The sequence below is a fragment of the Chryseosolibacter histidinae genome (assembly GCF_018598225.1).
In the GTDB taxonomy this organism is placed as follows: domain Bacteria; phylum Bacteroidota; class Bacteroidia; order Cytophagales; family Cyclobacteriaceae; genus Chryseosolibacter; species Chryseosolibacter histidini.
Genome location: NZ_JAHESF010000037.1, coordinates 14,826 through 30,883, shown reverse-complemented (window position 1 = coordinate 30,883; position 16,058 = coordinate 14,826). Strand labels below are relative to the sequence as shown.

Below are 16,058 nucleotides of genomic sequence, written 5' to 3'. Positions count from 1 at the left end.
GATCATTCACTTTTTTTCAACACCTCCGCCGGGTTGCTGCGCGCGGTGCGCAAGGCCTGGTAGCAAATGGTGAAGAACGCGATGGCTGCCGCAATGACTCCAGCTACAACAAATAAAGCGAGGTTGATGCCTACCTGGTAAGCAAAACCCGCAAGCCACTGCTTCAGGAGGAAGTAAGCCAGCGGAAACGCCACCACATTTGCGATCAGGATGAGGCTGAAGAAATCTTTTGAGAACAGCATGAAGATCTCTGTATCGGAGCTGCCCAGCACCTTGCGGATGCTCATTTCTTTCTTGCGCTGCTCTGCCGTGTACGTGGAAAGGCCGAACAATCCCAGGCAGGCCACTAAAATCGAGAGACCCGAAAAGATCAGCGTGATGGTGCTCATCTTGTTCTCAGCCTTGTAAAGCTGCTCGAGGTTATTTTCAAGGAAGAAATACTCGAAGGGCCATCCGGGCATCTGCGCCTTCCACTGCTTCTCGATCCATTGAACGGTTTCGTCCACATCCTTGCCACTGACCCGCACCGCCATGTATTTGATAAGCACATCGAATGCCTGTGGCGCAAGGTTGAGCTTGAGCACCAGCGGGCGGATGGGCTGATGCCGTGAGGTGAAATTAAAATCCTTCACCACGCCGATGATGGTATGGTCCGGGCGGTTATCGAATTTTTTACCGATGGCTTCTTCATTGGAGCTCCATCCCATCTGCCGCACAAACGACTCATTTACCAGCAAGGCCAGGGAATCATCCGTAACCACATCTTCAGAGTAGTCGCGACCGGCAACCAGCGGAATGCCGAATGTTTTGATAAAGTCGTGACGCACGGTAAGGCGGGGGAAAGGCTTCGACTCATGCATACCTTCGATGAGGTAATTGCCTACCTGGTGTTTGGCGCCCATTACTTCTTCCAGCGCTGTGACGCTGAGAACGTTCTCATCGCGCAGGAGCTCTGTGCGCAGCGACTCAAAATTACGCGCTACGGGAGAGCGTGAGACGGGGATCATGATCACATTCTCGCGGGTGAAGCCGGTATCGCTGTTGCGCAGCATGTTCAACTGGTCGATGGCAACCCCTGTACCGATAAGCAAAATGATCGACAGTGTGAACTGCACCACCACCAGTGTTTTCCTGAACATCGCGCCCTTTTCAAGACTGGTATTCGCTTTCAACGCCGTGATCGGCCTGAACGACGATAGAACAAATGCCGGATACATTCCCGATATAACGCCTACTACTAACGGCAGCGCTATCAGCAACCACAGATAAAACGGCTCGAGGAGAACATGGATACCGATACTTTTTTCCGCGAAAGCATTAAAGAAAGGTAAGGCAACGCCCACCATGAGCACAGCGATCACTACGGACAGCAACGACACCATAATGGATTCAAAAAGGAACTGGCCTACGAGCTGCGCTTTCTGGCTGCCAAGTGTTTTGCGCATGCCTACTTCCTTGGCACGTTTCGCCGCGCGGGCCGTGCTCAGGTTCACAAAGTTGATGCACGCGATCACCAGCACGAAGAAAGCGATGGAAGCAAATACATAAACCGTGGTCAAGCTGCTATTGGGCTGGATCTCATAGTCCATGTGCGACTTCAGGTGCAGGTCCGTCAGGGGTACCAGCTCCATCGTAATGTCATTGCGCACAAATTCCGGAAAATATTTCTGAACGAAGGCTGGCATCGCCGCCTGCAGCCCTTGCGCCGCGCCTTCATCTTTCAGCAGCAGGTAGGTCCAGCAGGGATTCCAGTACCAGTGCCATCGCTGGGGAACGGCTGGGTTATAAAGGTCGGCGAGCGTTTCAAAAGACACCAGGAAGTCGAACTGGAAGTGTGTGTTGTCCGGAATATCTGCGAGCACACCTGTCACCAGCAGGTTGGTGGTTCCCTGGAATCTCAGGTATTGCCCCACGGGATCTTTTCCTTCGAAATATTTTTTCGCGGTGCTTTCGGTGATCACCACTGTGTTCACATCGTTGAGCGCAGTGCTGGCATCGCCCTGCAACAAACGAAAATCGAACACGTCAAAAACCGTCGAGTCTACGAAGAACAACCGCGACTCGTTGAACTCCTTCTGATGATCGATGGTGGATATGGCTAGCGTAGGTGCCTGGAAATTGAAGAACCGTACCACCCTCTCGATCTGTGTGCCATAGTCGTTCTGCAATGCTTCCGCCACCGGAAAAGGCTGGCTGGCAGATCGTTCGCCCACACCGTCGGCCTGAAAGATCTCGTGGATCCGGTAGATCCGGCCTGCCTTCGTATGCATGCGATCGAAGCTATATTCATCGCGGATATATAAACTGATCAGGAGAAAACAGGCAATACCGATGGCAAGCCCGAATACACTGACAAACGAATAACCTTTCTGCTTTAAAAAGCTGCGTTTGAAAACCGTGAAATAATTCCTGTACATCATAATTCCTTCCATTTTGATCTTCAGCAAAGAAAATAAATCGCCCGGTCCGCGAATTGTAAAAAAGCGAACAGGTTTAAAATACCTTAACGGCGATCTGCGGCCTGCTGAATTGCGAGGGGGTGATGCCGGTAAATGCCTTGAATTCACGGATAAAATGCGCCTGATCGTAATAGCCGCACTCGTGGGCTATGGCTGTAAGCGACAAGGTGGTTGACTTCAGAAGCTCGAGGCTCCGGTTGAAGCGCTGAATGGTGAAAAAGCTCTTGGGGCTGACGCCCGTAAAATCAAGGAACAACTTCTGAAGATACCGTTCAGAAAAACCGTAATGCGAGGCGAGGCTCTCCACGCTGAATACTTCCCCGCTGTTCATGGCATGGCGGCAGATCTCTTCCACCAGCTTCAGCTTCCCCTGGTTCTTGTCATTCCGGATCAGCCTCCGGATGAGAAATTTCTCCAACGCATCGATTTTATGCTCGATGCTGTTTTGCTCCATCACACGATCATGGAGCTCAACAGGTTCACCGCGAAAAACATCGTTGAGGTCGATGGAGTCGTTGGTAAAATCAGAGGCCTGATTGGGAAAGAAAAGTGCGCTGGCATGCGCGTGAAACCGGACCACAAGGATGGTGGTGCCTTTCGTTGCTACAATATGAGCGGGTGCCGTCAGCTGCCCGAACACTTCCACGTTCGGCATTTTGATGTGATTGTCGCCCAGAATTGTAATGACCTTTCCATCTGAAATATTAAGGGCGAGCTCAACATGGCCGGAGGGGTAGATCACATCGTGATGGTCCGCATCCATGGCCAGGGTCCAGTAGTACTTGACGTACGGTGCCAGGATACTGGATGGAGGAAACTGCCGATACTGCATATCCGGAAAAGACGGGATGTGATCTTAGGGTATACGCTGGCTACCCGCAAAGGTTGGGATTATTTTTCGAATGCGGATCCGATCTCATCCAATGAGATTCCCAGCACTTTTTCCGAGATCTGATCGAGCTGCTCGCGCGACCCTGTAAAATGGAAAACGCTGTGCCGGTGAACAAGTTTTTCGCCCGGTTTCAAAAAGGCCGCGGGCGATACACTTTCCAGCTCATAAAAAGGCCCCAGCTGCCCTCCCGTGGCAAGCGGGCCGTCGTTGTAGGCGTTCACCGCGTCTCCGGCAAACGGGTCTTTATTCACCGTCCATTCCTGGTTCAGGTAGGTGGCCCTGGCATCGAGATCGAACAGGGTGATGGTGAGCAGGTTGTTACCGTCATAACTTCCGGCGATGTTCTTTGCACGCTGGGGACCAATGCCGAGCTTTCCCCGTGATCTTCCGTCTGCCCGGAATAACAAAACACCTTTCGTGTATCGGATGCGATCCGCGGCGATCTCTCCAAAATAATCGGTGGTGGCAACTTTGCCGGCCTGTTCTTCACGGTACGGCACAACGATCACGGCCTCCGGTGAAGGCGTGAGCATATCCAGGTTCCACAGGCAGGGAGCACCCGTTTGTTCATTCCATTCTTTTATGTCTGTGTTGATGATGGCATTGGTTGTCTGAAAAGCGATGGATCGCACCGAATCTGTCAACGTGATGCCTAACTGCGATTCAATGCCGCTGTTCTCGATCACCTCGATGTCGCGTGTAACGGTGAGCTTCAGCAGGGTGCCTGCATAGTTCTGCAACTCCATCGGTTTGGCAAGCGATACTTTTTTATCGCTGGCGGATACGGTGTTCCATGCTTCGGTGTCGATGGCGGGCGGTGTATGCCAGTGCTCGAAGTCCATGGTGGTACCGGGTTTGAAATAGAGAGAGAATTTTCCACCCTCGGGTCCAAGCCACAGACGATCTTCTCCACCGTAGGCGTTCATGTGCGGATCGGGCGCCGCGTCAAAGGCCTTATAGTTGATCCATCCAAAACTTTTGCCCGCAAGACCTTCAGCAGTGGATGTAAATACTTTGCCCTGGTACCGTGGCGAAACGATCAGCTGGCCATCGCCACTTTTATTCTTTAGAACAATGACACTGTCTTTTGCCTTCAGAAAGTTCAGGTCGTAACCGAAAGTACCTGCCTCGAATTTTTCCATTTCCTGTTCATTCATTTCCCGCTGCCCCTGACACGAAGCGAGCAATATACCTGCAAGAATAAACGAATTCAGATATTTCAGATCCATAAATAGCAGCTTTGAAGTGACAATGTGCGTTTTTTTGTTTTGATGATACGACCTAACCGCGCTAATTCGCTTTATCCTTCACCAGTTTAATATCCATGAAGGGCGACCAGTTCTTTCCATCTTCGGATTGCTCCCATAGGCCCGACAACACGTTTCCCTCTTCGCTGAAGCTGCCCGTGAACCGCAGCGAATCGCCCAAAAAAGTCCAGATGCCGTTGTGAACACTTGCCTTCATTGTTCCGGAGTTTCCTTTGTTGTCAAAATGTTGCATCGTATAACTCCCGGTCTGCCGGTCAAACCCGATGACCTCATGAGTCTCATTGCGGTCATCACCCACGTACACATCCACCTGGTGAAGCAGGAAGAAACCACCCGGTAGCCATTCATAGGTGTCGGTACCACCTATTTCAATTTCAGGATTTTCGGCGGTGGCCCTGATGATGCCTGTGGTCTTCCATTTCCCGACAAATGCATCCAATAACTTGTGTTCCGGTCCGGGACTGTTCATATATTAATGTGAATTTACTTTTTTATCTGCATCATCAATACCTGATGCGCAACGCTGGATCTGAAAACCATAAAGATAAAATAACGCCAATAAGATCACACATTGGAGAAGTACCCCCACCTCAAAACTTTCACGATACCTCCTTACTCCTTAATTCTTACTCCTTAATTCTTAATTCTTGCTCCTCCTGACTTCTGACTCCTCGCTACTGGCTTCTAGTCCTTACCCTAAATTTAACAATGACTGAAAACCTCTGTCGTATGACCACCCTTAGAAAGTCGCAATATCCCCCTGAGCAATTATTTACGGCAGCGTACTTTCGATGAGTTTATTTACCCAATAACCCATGTTGCTAAAAAACAAAACCGCTGTTATTTATGGAGTGGCTGAGTCACTCGCCGGAGAATTTGCCCGTGTATTTGCCCGGGAAGGTGCGCACGTATTTCTTACCGGCCGTAATGTCGAAAAGGTAAAGAAGGTAGCCGATGACATCATCGCACAGGGTGGCCGTGCAGACTTTGCCCGCGTAGATGCCCTGAACGAAAAAGAGATCCGCGACCACCTCGAAATGGTTGTGCGTTCTGCCGGAAAAGTAGATATATCGTTCAATGGCATTGGTGTTCAGGATACGCAGAACATCCCGCTGATCGATATGCAGCTCGAGGATTTTACAAGGCCCATCAATATCGCCATGCAAACACAATTCTTAACGGCTACGGCTGCTGGAAGGATCATGGTCAAACAACGTTCGGGTGTTATTCTTTCACTCACGGCTACACCTGGAGCGCTGGCTTATCCGCTGGTAGGTGGTTTCGGGCCTGCGTGCTGCGCGATCGAAGGGTTTTCGAGAGACCTGGCCTGTGAGCTGGGTGCGCATGGTGTACGCGTGATCAATATTCGTTCTGCAGGCTCTCCTGACTCACGGCCGTTTCTGGATGCCCTGGCACAAGAACAAAGTGCGACAGAGAGCTTCATTCACAAGCTTGAAGACGACACCATGCTGAAGCAGCTGCCGATGATGGCTGATATCGCCAATGTTGCGCTGTTCCTGGCATCACCTTTAGCGAGTAAGATCACAGGTGTTACCATAGATGTGACTGCCGGCACCACCAATGGATTGAACTATAAAATTCCTTCCATCCCGTTTGTGCAGTTGCAAACACAATAAGTCGAATACTGAGGAACATCGGTCATCGATGGCAACACCATCCGTGATCTTCTTTCACAGTCGCTAAAAAAAAATGATCCGCCCTATTGCGTAAGTGATCACTTACATTTACATTTGTAAGCGAACACTTACATATAAGACCAACATGCGAAGAGATGTTTTTCAAGCGATAGCTGACCCTACGCGCAGGGCCATCATTAACCTGATTGCCAACCAGTCGATGAATGTGAATGCCATCGCTGAGAATTTCAAGATCAGCCGGCCCGCAGTCTCCCTTCAGGTAAAGATCCTGGAGGAATGTGGATTGATCTCCATTATAACACAGGGGCGTGAGCGGGTTTGTGAAGCGCGTCTCGAGCCGCTGAGGGAAGTATCGTCATGGGTTGAAAACTACAGAAGGCATTGGGAAGAACGCCATGCCCGGCTCGATGATGTACTGCTCACCATGGATGATGAAGAGAAGAAACCGATAAAGAAAAAACGAAAAAAATAGATTCAAACCGATTAAACACATTCTTATGAAAGCAACAGCACAAAAAAATCCAACACTGATCACGGCCGAACCCAATAGCCTGGAAGTGATCGTCACCCGAGAATTTGAAGCATCGCCCGAAAAAGTTTTCAGGGCATACACTGACCCCAAGATCCTGGTTCAATGGTGGGGCCCGCGTTCAACCAAAATGCGATTCGAAAAATTCGAACCACGTGACGGTGGCTCATACCGTTACTTTCATGAGGTTGCATCGGGACATGAGGTAAGCTTCCGCGGTGTATTTCATGAAGTAACAGCACCCGAGAGAATTATTCAGACATTCGAGTTTGAAGGACTACCGGAACGAGGCCATGTTTGTCTTGAAACGATCAGGTTTGAAAGCCTTCCGGGCAATCGCACACGTGTTTCGTATCAGGATATCTTCCAGGCCGTGGCAGACAAAGAAGGAGCCATGGCGGCTGGGATGACAACCGGTATTATCGAAATGCACGAGCGGTTAGACGAGCTGTTTGAAAGTGGTGCTATAAAATAGCGCGCAGATGTACAGGGACTTCGCTGCGCAAGCGATGGCGGAGCGAAGGCCTAACTCCCATTTACCTTTTTTTTCTGAAAACTATAATAAAGGTAGAACAGCGCCGGCAGGATCAGCACGCTGCCGATGAGCAACGCCGAGCCTAATGCCTGCATGGTTTTTTCCGGTGCCTGCGCCGTGAACAGCGACAGGTTTTCACCATTCCTGATGATCACAAAGTCAGGGAAGTGTGCGTAGCTGATTGCCAGCAGGATCATGGTGACCTGGAAACCCACCAGGATCCGCAGGAGTGTGGTACGCCCGCTTCCGATCTGAGTCCATAGCAGCACCAGCGATAGCGTTGCCAGGATCACGGCGCTTAAACCTACAGCATCTCCGAAGATCCAGTTTGCGAGGGGCACACGTTCCACCTGCGCGGCGAGAAATACCAGCGCACCACAGCACACAGCGGCGATGTTCATGGTCTTCGCCTTATGGATGAAACGATGATGATCCTTTGCATCTTCCGCTTCACCGATCAAATATACGGATGCCAGGAATCCGCAGAGCGCCACGGTGAAAAGTCCAACGGCAACGGAAAACCAGTTAAGCCAGCTGAAAACATAGGCCGTTGCAAAATCGTGAGCCTTTGCATCGATGTGTCCTGAAAGAACACTCCCTGCAATAATGCCGAGGAACAGTGGCGTGATGAAGCTCGACCAGACAAAGATGCTGTTGTAAATTTCCTGCATGTTATCGCGTACCGCATCGTAGTGCCTGAAAACAAAGGCGGTGCCCCGCGCAATGATGCCCAGCAGCAGGATCACCAGCGGAATGTGCAGGTGCACCGAAAGCTGGCTGTAAATGACGGGAAAGCCCACGAACAAGATCACGATGGCAATGATCAGCCACATGTGATTGGCTTCCCAGATGGGACCGATCGCATGGTACATGGTGCGGCGTGTACGGCTGATATTTTTTGTGGACGTGAACATTTCGATGATGCCCACGCCGAAATCAGCGCCCCCCAGCAGGAAGTAGAGCACAATAGCAAGCCAGAGGTAAGTTATCACGATATACTCCATGCGTTAGTGTTTTTGCGATGAACCCGCGGGCACATCGTATTGTACAGGCACCATTTTGATCTGCCGGTGCAGCAGAAAAATGATCACGATGCTCAGTGAAATATACACTGCCGTAAAAAGGTAGAATGACCACGCGATGCCGGGCATGGGTGTGACTGCATCTGCCGTTCTCATGATGCCCTGGATGATCCACGGTTGCCTTCCTACTTCTGTCACAGTCCATCCGGCTTCCACTGCAATAAATCCCAACGGGGTTGCCAGTGCAAAAAGCATCAGGAACCACCGTGCTGAAAGCCATTGTTTCCGCCGGAAGGCGATTAGCAGCATTACAGATAGCACCATTAGAAATGTACCGATGCCAACCATTACCTGGAACGCATAATGCACCACGGGCACGGGAGGATGATCACGTTCAGGAATGGTATCGAGTCCTTTTACCTCCGCTGAAAAATTTCCATGGGCGAGGTAGCTAAGCATGCCGGGGATCTCGAGCGCATAGTCTACTTTTTTATTTTCAGGATCGGGAATGCCACCGATCAGCAGCGGTGCAGATGCCTGTGTATGATAGTGTGCCTCCATGGCAGCAAGCTTCGCGGGTTGACGCTTTGCAACGTCTTTTGCAGAAAGATCGCCGCTAAGGGGCTGAAGCAACGCAGCAATGGCGCCAAACGACGCCGCGATCCTGAACGCTTTCAAATGAAAGTTCACATTCTTTTTTTGCACCATCATGGCCGCATGCACACCCGCCACAGCAAAACCGGTGGAGGCGAAAGCCGCGATGGTCATGTGCAACGCCTGCAGCGCCCACGCATCGTTGAACATAGCCTTGATCGGATCGATGTTCAGGTATTCACCATTCACATAGTCAAATCCCGCGGGACTGTTCATCCACGCATTGGCCGATACCACAAGAATGCCGGAAGCCAGTCCGCTCACGCCCACCACTACGCCTGTAAACCAGTGGAACCATTTATTGAAACGATCCCAGCCATAGAGGAAAAATCCCAACGCGATAGCTTCGATGAAGAAAGCAGTGCCCTCGAGTGAAAAAGGCATTCCGAAAATAGGACCGGCATGTTTCATGAACTCAGGCCACAACAATCCAAGCTCAAACGACAGCACCGTGCCTGAAACGGCACCCGTTGCAAAAAAGATCGCTACACCCTTGCTCCACGCCTTCGTAATGTTCTTGTATACATCGTTGCCATTCCGCAGCCATTTATAGTGCGATACCGCCATGAAGAAAGGCATCACCATACCGATGCAGGCGTAGATAATGTGGAAGCCCAGTGACAGAGCCATCTGCATGCGCGCAGCAAGAAAGTCGTCCATAATAAACCTGTTGGAGTCAAAGTTACGGAAAAGTCCATAGTCAACGGCCCATAGTCCATTGTTGTACAGGGCCATTCTACATTGGATCTTCCCGAGAAGGCTTTCAGTGAGGTTTAACGCAGATCAACCGGATGCGTTTCGCTCACAGGTGCCAATAATTTCTGCACTCAGGCGAGTGATTTTCACACTACGCTCCACTGGCTTCCGACTCCCTTGCCCGCCGTAGTTATAGCGAAGGAGGGTGGCTCCTGACTTCTTTTTTATCTCCATACAAAGCAATCATCATCGCCTTGTCTTTACCATAAAGATCATTGTGAAAAGTAACTTTGCCATCGTTTTCGGTGCAGGTAAAGTATTGCAGGTAAACAGGAATGGGTTCGATGAGCTTGATCTCCATGCGGTGCTGCAGCATGAGGTATTGATCGAGGTCTTCAGGAGAAACAATGTGATCGTTCCTGATCAGGTAGCGGGCAAGCTCTACCGCCTTTTGTACCCTGATGCAACCGTGGCTCAGCGCCCTGTCGGTTTTGGAAAACAGGCCGCGTGCATTGGTGTCGTGAAGGTAAACACCATACCGGTTGTTGAACACAAACTTGATGATGCCCATGGTATTCTCCGAACCTTCGCGTTGTCGCAGCGTGTAGGGAAAATCGTCAGCAGTATGCGCAAGCCAGTCGATGGACGATGTTTTCATGGGCCTGCCGCGCGCATCGAGCACGTCATAGTTATGCTGCTTCAGGTATAACGTATCTTGCTGGATGTGCGGAAGGATCTCTTTGAGGATGCTGCGGGGCACGTGCCAGTAAGGATAGATGATGAACGACCTCACAACACTTTCCAATTCAGGCGTAGGCGTTTCGGGCTTGCCGATGATCACCTTCGATTTCACCACAACTGAATCCTGATCAATGACCTGCATGGTGAACGAAGGCACATTCACACTGATATAGCGCGCTGGCAACCCGGGGGTATACCAGCGCCATCTTTCCATGTTCACAGCGAGCTGCCCGGTCTGCCACAACCATAAAGTGTCGCTGGTACGTCTGGCTAACATTTGCTTCAGGGTTGACTTCAATGTGTGATATGCCGGATACCGGGGCTCATAGCTGCCAAGCACATCGCTGAGCAAGCTTCCTGCAAGCACACGCTGAAGAGCAACAAGGTCTGCGCCGTCAAGATGATCGGAAAGCACACGCCTGCTCAGACTCTTTCTTTCAATTCTGCCATGCCTGAGATGATAGCACAGGGCGAAAAAACTGTCTGTAAGGTATAACTCCAGTGCTACGGCTTGTTGTGCATCGCGTGGCAACGTCATTAGTTTGTTGATCTCGGCAACGTGGTAATCTTCGGGGAGAAGTCCGTAACTATCGGCCGAGCGGATGATAGAAACCATTGAATCAGCCGCCTGCCTGATGCCGCCTGAATCAAGCCACACGAACTGATAACCATTGCGCTTGTAGAACTCACCCACCGCCCGTGACGCGACGAGATCCGAACCTCCGATGGCTGCAGCATCGAACACCGGCGACCAGGTGGGGGCCTGAGGCGCTGAAGGGTTTTTAAAATAGGTGCACGCAACGCTGAGCAGAAGCAATATGTAGCTGAAACGCTTCACGGGTTATCTAAGCAATAGATCCAAAGATCTGCAATCGTTGCAAAAGAGGAAAGATGATGTAAGGCTAAAGTATCCGCGCTTGGCAAAGTGGCATTCTCCAGGCGATTTTAAAGCAGGGGACGGAAACGCTTGAATATTATTGTATGCTTTTTTGAGCCAATATGTCGCAAAACGCTGAGGGCGTCAGGCCATTTTAGCTGCTTTCAGGAACGGGAGAGATTTTTGAGTTTTTATGCGAAGACAAAATAAGGAAGCGTATGGATACCTTTTCCAAAATGATCGTTGACGCCGTGGAGAGAGTTAAGAATGCGGTTGTCAAGATCGATGTATACAAAAACACCAACGGCAAGCTCAGGCCTGCAGGATCGGGCTCGGGTTTTATTTTTTCGTCTGACGGACTGATCTTCACCAACAGCCATGTGGTGCACGGAGCGGAGAAGATCATGGTGAGCCTGCTGAATGAGAACGAGATCGAAGGTGTGCTCATCGGCGAAGACCCCGACACGGACCTCGCCATTCTCAAGATCTACACCGACGGATATTCCGTTGCCAGGCTCGGCGATGCATCACAGCTTCAGATCGGGCAGTTCGTGATCGCCATCGGCAACCCCTATGGATACCAGCATACGGTAACGGCCGGTGTGGTCAGCGCATTGGGCCGCACACTGCGCACACAGTCCGGAAGGCTCGTAGACAATGTGATCCAGTCCGATGCCGCGTTGAATCCGGGCAATTCAGGTGGACCGATGATCAACACCGATGCAGAGGTGGTGGGTGTGAATACCGCCATGATCAACGGTGCACAAGGGCTCAGCTTTTCCGTGGATATCAATACCGCCAAAGAGATCGCGAGCCAGCTGATCAGGAATGGCAAAGTGTTCAAGGCATACCTGGGATTTGCCTTACAAGAGGTGCCCGTGAACCCCAAGATCCTCAGGCACTATCATCTGCCGAACCAGAAAGGCCTGTTCGTGGTGAGCATCGAAGCAGGATCGCCCGCAGCACTTTCGCAAATCAAGGAAGGCGACATTATTGTATCGTTCAACGGTAAACCTGTGAACACGTTGCATGAGCTCTTCCGTGAGCTTACCCACAAAGACATCCTCACTGCCGTGGATATCTCGGTGATCAGGCACACAGAAAAGCTCAACCTTACTATTTTTCCCGCACAACGGCCTAACTAACAGGGTGCGCCTGTTTCACCGGCTCATGAACGAAGTCGACCACGTCTTTCACCACCGTGGCGGAGCGCAGATTGTGCCCGAAGCCCCGGGTGGTGATCAGTCTTGATTTCTCCCAGGCTTGCTGCAGCGGAACAGAATAGTGATAGGGCGCTTCTTTGTCTTCTTCATCGTGGATGATCAGCCCCTTCATGTTCACGTGTGCTACGAAGCGTTGGGTTGAGAAATATTCCGGTGTAACGTCATAACGGCTTACGAAATGATCTGTGACCAGCTGCAGGGCACGGTCAGAAAGACCCAATGTATTTTTAAAGACTGAAATAAAATCGCTGGCTTCTCCCGGAGGCGCCATCAGAATGATCTTGTTCAGCGGCAACAATGGCTGCCGGTATAATGTGTAAAGCAATGTAAAACCACCCAGCGAGTGACCGATCACTGTATGGAACGGACCCTGTTCCCTGATAAAGTTCTCGATCAATGCGCTGTATAACGGCACGGAGAGAAAGTTACCCGATGAAAGACCATGGCCCGGTGCATCGAGCGCATAAATGGTGAAATCGTCTTTCGGCAGTGCCTCCACGTATGCTTTCCAGCGATAGGTATGACTTTGCCACCCGTGAAGAAAGAGAATACGTTTCGGCCCGTTGCCCCAACGGTATACCTGGATCGATTCCGATTCATGCGCAATGGTAAGCCTGTCGGCCGTGTTGAAGAACTCCTTTTGCTTTTGTGTCAACGGCAGCCTGAAGGGGCGGCAGAACAACAAAAAACCTCTGTGGCCAGCGGTGCGCGGCGCGATCCATGCCAGCGCGTTCAGGTAGAGGCCATACATACGTACAAGCAGTGTTTTCATAATCGCTTTTATTTTATTAGATACCAATCGGTATCTATAGGGTTAAAAAAAATTACATTTCAATCGCTTTCAGCTGCACTTCCAGGTGCTTCTTCACCCGCAGGATATCTTCGTTGTTGCCCCTGAGCTTGCTCATCATGATGGCGCCTTCCAGCGAAGCAATGATCAGCGTGGCATAGTACTGCAGGTCAATGTCTTTTTTGATCTGGTTGTATTTAATACCGTTCTTCAGGATGGCGATCACCGAATCCCTGAGAATATCGAGGATCTTCACCGCTTCCCTCCGCAGCAATGGATGCGCGTCGTCGGCTTCGATGGCCACATTCATTAGCGGGCATCCCCCCTTCACTTCCGGATTGGTGATATACGATTCAAAATAAAGGAGTATGGCGCCGAGCTTGCCCATGGCCGTGGTCTCAGCTTTGATCCGCGCGCGGAGCGTTTCAAACATGATGGACGACAGGTAGAACAACGTTTCCTTCTCCAGCACCGCCTTGTTCTTGAAATGCCTGTAAATAGCCCCCTTGGTGAATCCTGTAGCTGTAGTGATGTCGCTGATGGACGTAGCCTTGTAACCCTGGGTATTGAACAATATCCCCGATTTCCTCAAGATCTTCTCCCTGGTTCTGTCCGGATCGCGCATAGCGGCAAAGATACCGATCGGTATCTAGAAATACAAATGCTGGAAATGCAGGTTCACGCAAAGACCGCTGAGAAGACGCCAAGAGCGCAAGAACATGCATGGAGAAGGCTTGCCTGGTTTTGCGCAAATCAGCTTGCGCCTGTCATCAGCGTATGCGGAAGAGCGCAAAGGTGATTCGCTGCGCTCATATCAAAGTTTCTCAAAAATCTTTGCGGCCTTTGCGCCTTCTTTGCGTCCTTTGCGTGAAAGGGATTTTTGCATTTGACGATGAAGAAAGATATCAGCAGCCGCGAGGATGTAGCCTTATTGATCAGCCGGTTTTATGACAAGGTGCGGAAAGATGAATTGCTGGCGCCCGTGTTCAGCCATGTGGACTGGCCGCATCATACGCCTATTATCGTCGACTTCTGGTGCTCAGTGCTGCTGGGTGATCAAAGCTATCGAAGCAATCCGTTTCAGAAACACATTAACCTGCCCATCGAGCGCAGGCATTTTAACCGCTGGCTCGAGCTGTTCGGCCAAACCGTGGAAGATAATTTTTCAGGCGAAAAAGCAACCGAGGCCATAGAACGCGCGCACAGCATTGCGGGTATATTTCAGCATAAGCTCGGACTGTAGTTGGTTGCCAGTTGCCGGTTTCCGGATGGCCAGTTCAGGGGCCCCTACGGCATCTATAGTTGTTCTCGAACATAACCCAACCATGTTGTTAACACCTCACAACCGGCAACCGGTAACTGGCAACCGGCAACCATAACCCTACGAAGTTAAATTTCCCCCGTTACGATCCTGTACATAAATTCAAACCCGATGCCCGTAGAAAGCATTCGCTCCTTTTTATTCTGCAGCAGCTGCTGTGTCCAGTCAACAAAACCACCATCACCGATCTCGTATTGTTTGCCTTTTACCCAGATGTCGATCTTGTACTGAATACCTTTGTAATAGCTGATCTCTTTCGCCGGTTCTGATACAATATCTACAACCACATCCTGAGTTCTCTGCAGCACATGGGCGCGTACTTCGGTGAGCAGCTTATCCGCATGTGGGTAGCCTTGCCTGCGCAGGAATCTGAACTGCACTTTATCAACCTTATAATAATCGCGGTACAGCGCAGTCATCACGGCGATGTGTTCTGCCAGGCTTTCCTTTTCAAACGTATAGTTGCCGGTATCCGTACCACAGGTAACGAGGCACGCGATCTTGAAATGTGGCGTGAACCCTTTACCACTGATGGCCTGGGTGCGGATATGTCGCTGCATCGCGCTGAACCTGATCCTGTCTTCCGGACCTGATGGGATCCATTGTTGCGTTTTCTTCAGGTCGCTCACATGCAAGGCAATGGCGTTGGTGGCATCGGCCAGCACCTCCGTTCCGCGTAAAGCGGTGAGAATTTTTTTTTGGTCAGCGGGAGCCACCACTGAGCAGGAGCCCAGCAATGATACCGGCGAAAGCTCGATGGGCTGAAAGGATGCGTCTGCAAAGATCTGCAACAGGTCGAGCTCCATCTTCCTGAGCGGGATCACCGGGAGGTCGGCAGGTTTCACAAACCGGTTCTGCCGGTAAAGGCTGAGCAATTCAGCGGGCGACATCGAAGCCGTACGCAAATTGAATACTTCCAGCAGCAGTGAATTGAGCTCAGAGCCTGAAAGGCCTTCCGCGAGAAGCGACAGCAGGCCCGGATAGCCGGTTCGTTGCACGATCTTTTCAACAATAGCAGACGATATCATGGTGGCATTATAATTTAAGCATCTATACATCGGACACCCGCCTCGCGGCGGATGAAGCAACAATTTAAACAGTAAAATCATGGAAAAGTTAAAAATCAAAGGCGCCTGGAATGAAATGAAGGGCAAACTGAAGCAGAAATACGGCCAGCTTACCGATGATGATCTCACTTTTGCAGAAGGAAAGGAAGACGAATTGTATGGCCGCCTGCAACAGAAGCTTGGTAAAACAAAAGAACAGGTAAGGAAAGAGATCGAAGATCTCTAGGTCGTAAATCGTACCTCGTACCTTAATTATGCACTTATCGCGATGTCCGAATAAACACATCGCGGTAAGTGTTTTTTTTATTCACGCATGTGTAAAATGC

General features: G+C 50.6%; 16 protein-coding genes. 6 read left to right on the top strand and 10 right to left on the bottom strand.

Going from position 1 to position 16,058, the window contains the following annotated elements:
• Positions 1–2: 2 nt before the first annotated feature.
• From KK083_RS25390 to KK083_RS25375, 4 genes are all read right to left on the bottom strand, one after another.
• Complete coding sequence (locus KK083_RS25390) at positions 3–2,420, bottom strand: ABC transporter permease (RefSeq protein ID WP_254168712.1); 2,418 nt, start codon at positions 2,418–2,420, stop codon at positions 3–5.
• 73 nt (positions 2,421–2,493) lie between these two features.
• Positions 2,494–3,291 carry a helix-turn-helix domain-containing protein gene (locus KK083_RS25385; protein ID WP_254168711.1) on the bottom strand — a complete coding sequence of 266 codons (798 nt, stop codon included), beginning with the start codon at positions 3,289–3,291 and terminating at the stop codon, positions 2,494–2,496.
• 59 nt (positions 3,292–3,350) lie between these two features.
• A complete protein-coding gene (locus tag KK083_RS25380) occupies positions 3,351–4,580 on the bottom strand; it encodes a DUF6786 family protein (RefSeq protein ID WP_254168709.1) in 1,230 nt (409 codons plus the stop codon).
• Positions 4,581–4,641: 61 nt separating this feature from the next.
• The gene (locus KK083_RS25375; RefSeq protein WP_254168707.1) at positions 4,642–5,088 is read right to left on the bottom strand and encodes a DUF1579 family protein; all 447 of its coding nucleotides are present in this window, start codon (positions 5,086–5,088) and stop codon (positions 4,642–4,644) included.
• Between the two features lie 346 nt (positions 5,089–5,434).
• Between KK083_RS25375 and KK083_RS25370 the strand changes: the two genes are divergently transcribed.
• The 3 genes from KK083_RS25370 to KK083_RS25360 all read left to right on the top strand — a co-directional run bounded on the left by KK083_RS25370 (position 5,435) and on the right by KK083_RS25360 (position 7,281).
• Positions 5,435–6,256, top strand: a complete 822-nt coding sequence (locus KK083_RS25370; RefSeq protein ID WP_254168705.1) for an SDR family NAD(P)-dependent oxidoreductase — start codon at positions 5,435–5,437, stop codon at positions 6,254–6,256.
• A 145-nt stretch (positions 6,257–6,401) separates the two neighbouring features.
• A complete protein-coding gene (locus KK083_RS25365) occupies positions 6,402–6,749 on the top strand; it encodes an ArsR/SmtB family transcription factor (RefSeq protein WP_254168703.1) in 348 nt (115 codons plus the stop codon).
• A 25-nt stretch (positions 6,750–6,774) separates the two neighbouring features.
• Positions 6,775–7,281 (top strand): SRPBCC family protein, encoded by a 507-nt coding sequence (locus KK083_RS25360; protein ID WP_254168701.1) that lies wholly within the window; start codon positions 6,775–6,777, stop codon positions 7,279–7,281.
• Positions 7,282–7,331: 50 nt separating this feature from the next.
• Here KK083_RS25360 and KK083_RS25355 read toward each other — a convergent pair whose 3' ends face one another.
• The 3 genes from KK083_RS25355 to KK083_RS25345 all read right to left on the bottom strand — a co-directional run bounded on the left by KK083_RS25355 (position 7,332) and on the right by KK083_RS25345 (position 11,292).
• Positions 7,332–8,345, bottom strand: a complete 1,014-nt coding sequence (locus KK083_RS25355; RefSeq protein WP_254168699.1) for a cytochrome d ubiquinol oxidase subunit II — start codon at positions 8,343–8,345, stop codon at positions 7,332–7,334.
• A 3-nt stretch (positions 8,346–8,348) separates the two neighbouring features.
• Positions 8,349–9,677, bottom strand: a complete 1,329-nt coding sequence (locus KK083_RS25350; protein WP_254168766.1) for a cytochrome ubiquinol oxidase subunit I — start codon at positions 9,675–9,677, stop codon at positions 8,349–8,351.
• Between the two features lie 226 nt (positions 9,678–9,903).
• The gene (locus KK083_RS25345) at positions 9,904–11,292 is read right to left on the bottom strand and encodes a L,D-transpeptidase family protein (RefSeq protein ID WP_254168697.1); all 1,389 of its coding nucleotides are present in this window, start codon (positions 11,290–11,292) and stop codon (positions 9,904–9,906) included.
• Between the two features lie 257 nt (positions 11,293–11,549).
• Here KK083_RS25345 and KK083_RS25340 point away from each other — a divergent pair, with 257 nt between their 5' ends.
• Positions 11,550–12,476, top strand: a complete 927-nt coding sequence (locus KK083_RS25340) for a S1C family serine protease (protein ID WP_254168694.1) — start codon at positions 11,550–11,552, stop codon at positions 12,474–12,476.
• Here KK083_RS25340 and KK083_RS25335 read toward each other — a convergent pair.
• Both KK083_RS25335 and KK083_RS25330 read right to left on the bottom strand, forming a co-directional pair.
• Positions 12,469–13,326 (bottom strand): alpha/beta hydrolase, encoded by an 858-nt coding sequence (locus tag KK083_RS25335; protein ID WP_254168692.1) that lies wholly within the window; start codon positions 13,324–13,326, stop codon positions 12,469–12,471. The genes KK083_RS25340 and KK083_RS25335 overlap by 8 nt on opposite strands.
• 52 nt (positions 13,327–13,378) lie before the next feature.
• Positions 13,379–13,969, bottom strand: coding sequence for a TetR/AcrR family transcriptional regulator (locus KK083_RS25330; RefSeq protein WP_254168690.1), 591 nt, complete (start codon positions 13,967–13,969; stop codon positions 13,379–13,381).
• 267 nt (positions 13,970–14,236) lie between these two features.
• Here KK083_RS25330 and KK083_RS25325 point away from each other — a divergent pair, with 267 nt between their 5' ends.
• Positions 14,237–14,587, top strand: coding sequence for a group III truncated hemoglobin (locus KK083_RS25325; RefSeq protein WP_254168688.1), 351 nt, complete (start codon positions 14,237–14,239; stop codon positions 14,585–14,587).
• A gap of 146 nt (positions 14,588–14,733) precedes the next feature.
• Here the strand turns inward: KK083_RS25325 and KK083_RS25320 are convergent, their stop codons facing one another.
• Complete coding sequence (locus KK083_RS25320) at positions 14,734–15,693, bottom strand: hypothetical protein (protein ID WP_254168686.1); 960 nt, start codon at positions 15,691–15,693, stop codon at positions 14,734–14,736.
• A gap of 79 nt (positions 15,694–15,772) precedes the next feature.
• Between KK083_RS25320 and KK083_RS25315 the strand changes: the two genes are divergently transcribed.
• Positions 15,773–15,958 carry a CsbD family protein gene (locus KK083_RS25315; protein WP_254168684.1) on the top strand — a complete coding sequence of 62 codons (186 nt, stop codon included), beginning with the start codon at positions 15,773–15,775 and terminating at the stop codon, positions 15,956–15,958.
• Positions 15,959–16,058 lie beyond the last annotated feature (100 nt).

Bases quoted from the DNA above. Each gene is read 5' to 3' on its own strand.
- KK083_RS25340 (WP_254168694.1), top strand. From the start codon at position 11,550: ATGGATACCTTTTCCAAAATGATCGTTGACGCCGTGGAGAGAGTTAAG.
- KK083_RS25335 (WP_254168692.1), bottom strand. From the start codon at position 13,326: ATGAAAACACTGCTTGTACGTATGTATGGCCTCTACCTGAACGCGCTG.
- KK083_RS25355 (WP_254168699.1), bottom strand. From the start codon at position 8,345: ATGGAGTATATCGTGATAACTTACCTCTGGCTTGCTATTGTGCTCTAC.
- KK083_RS25380 (WP_254168709.1), bottom strand. From the start codon at position 4,580: ATGGATCTGAAATATCTGAATTCGTTTATTCTTGCAGGTATATTGCTC.
- KK083_RS25360 (WP_254168701.1), top strand. From the start codon at position 6,775: ATGAAAGCAACAGCACAAAAAAATCCAACACTGATCACGGCCGAACCC.
- KK083_RS25390 (WP_254168712.1), bottom strand. From the start codon at position 2,420: ATGATGTACAGGAATTATTTCACGGTTTTCAAACGCAGCTTTTTAAAG.
- KK083_RS25350 (WP_254168766.1), bottom strand. From the start codon at position 9,677: ATGGACGACTTTCTTGCTGCGCGCATGCAGATGGCTCTGTCACTGGGC.
- KK083_RS25325 (WP_254168688.1), top strand. From the start codon at position 14,237: ATGAAGAAAGATATCAGCAGCCGCGAGGATGTAGCCTTATTGATCAGC.
- KK083_RS25385 (WP_254168711.1), bottom strand. From the start codon at position 3,291: ATGCAGTATCGGCAGTTTCCTCCATCCAGTATCCTGGCACCGTACGTC.
- KK083_RS25370 (WP_254168705.1), top strand. From the start codon at position 5,435: ATGTTGCTAAAAAACAAAACCGCTGTTATTTATGGAGTGGCTGAGTCA.
- KK083_RS25315 (WP_254168684.1), top strand. From the start codon at position 15,773: ATGGAAAAGTTAAAAATCAAAGGCGCCTGGAATGAAATGAAGGGCAAA.
- KK083_RS25330 (WP_254168690.1), bottom strand. From the start codon at position 13,969: ATGCGCGATCCGGACAGAACCAGGGAGAAGATCTTGAGGAAATCGGGG.
- KK083_RS25365 (WP_254168703.1), top strand. From the start codon at position 6,402: ATGCGAAGAGATGTTTTTCAAGCGATAGCTGACCCTACGCGCAGGGCC.
- KK083_RS25375 (WP_254168707.1), bottom strand. From the start codon at position 5,088: ATGAACAGTCCCGGACCGGAACACAAGTTATTGGATGCATTTGTCGGG.
- KK083_RS25320 (WP_254168686.1), bottom strand. From the start codon at position 15,693: ATGATATCGTCTGCTATTGTTGAAAAGATCGTGCAACGAACCGGCTAT.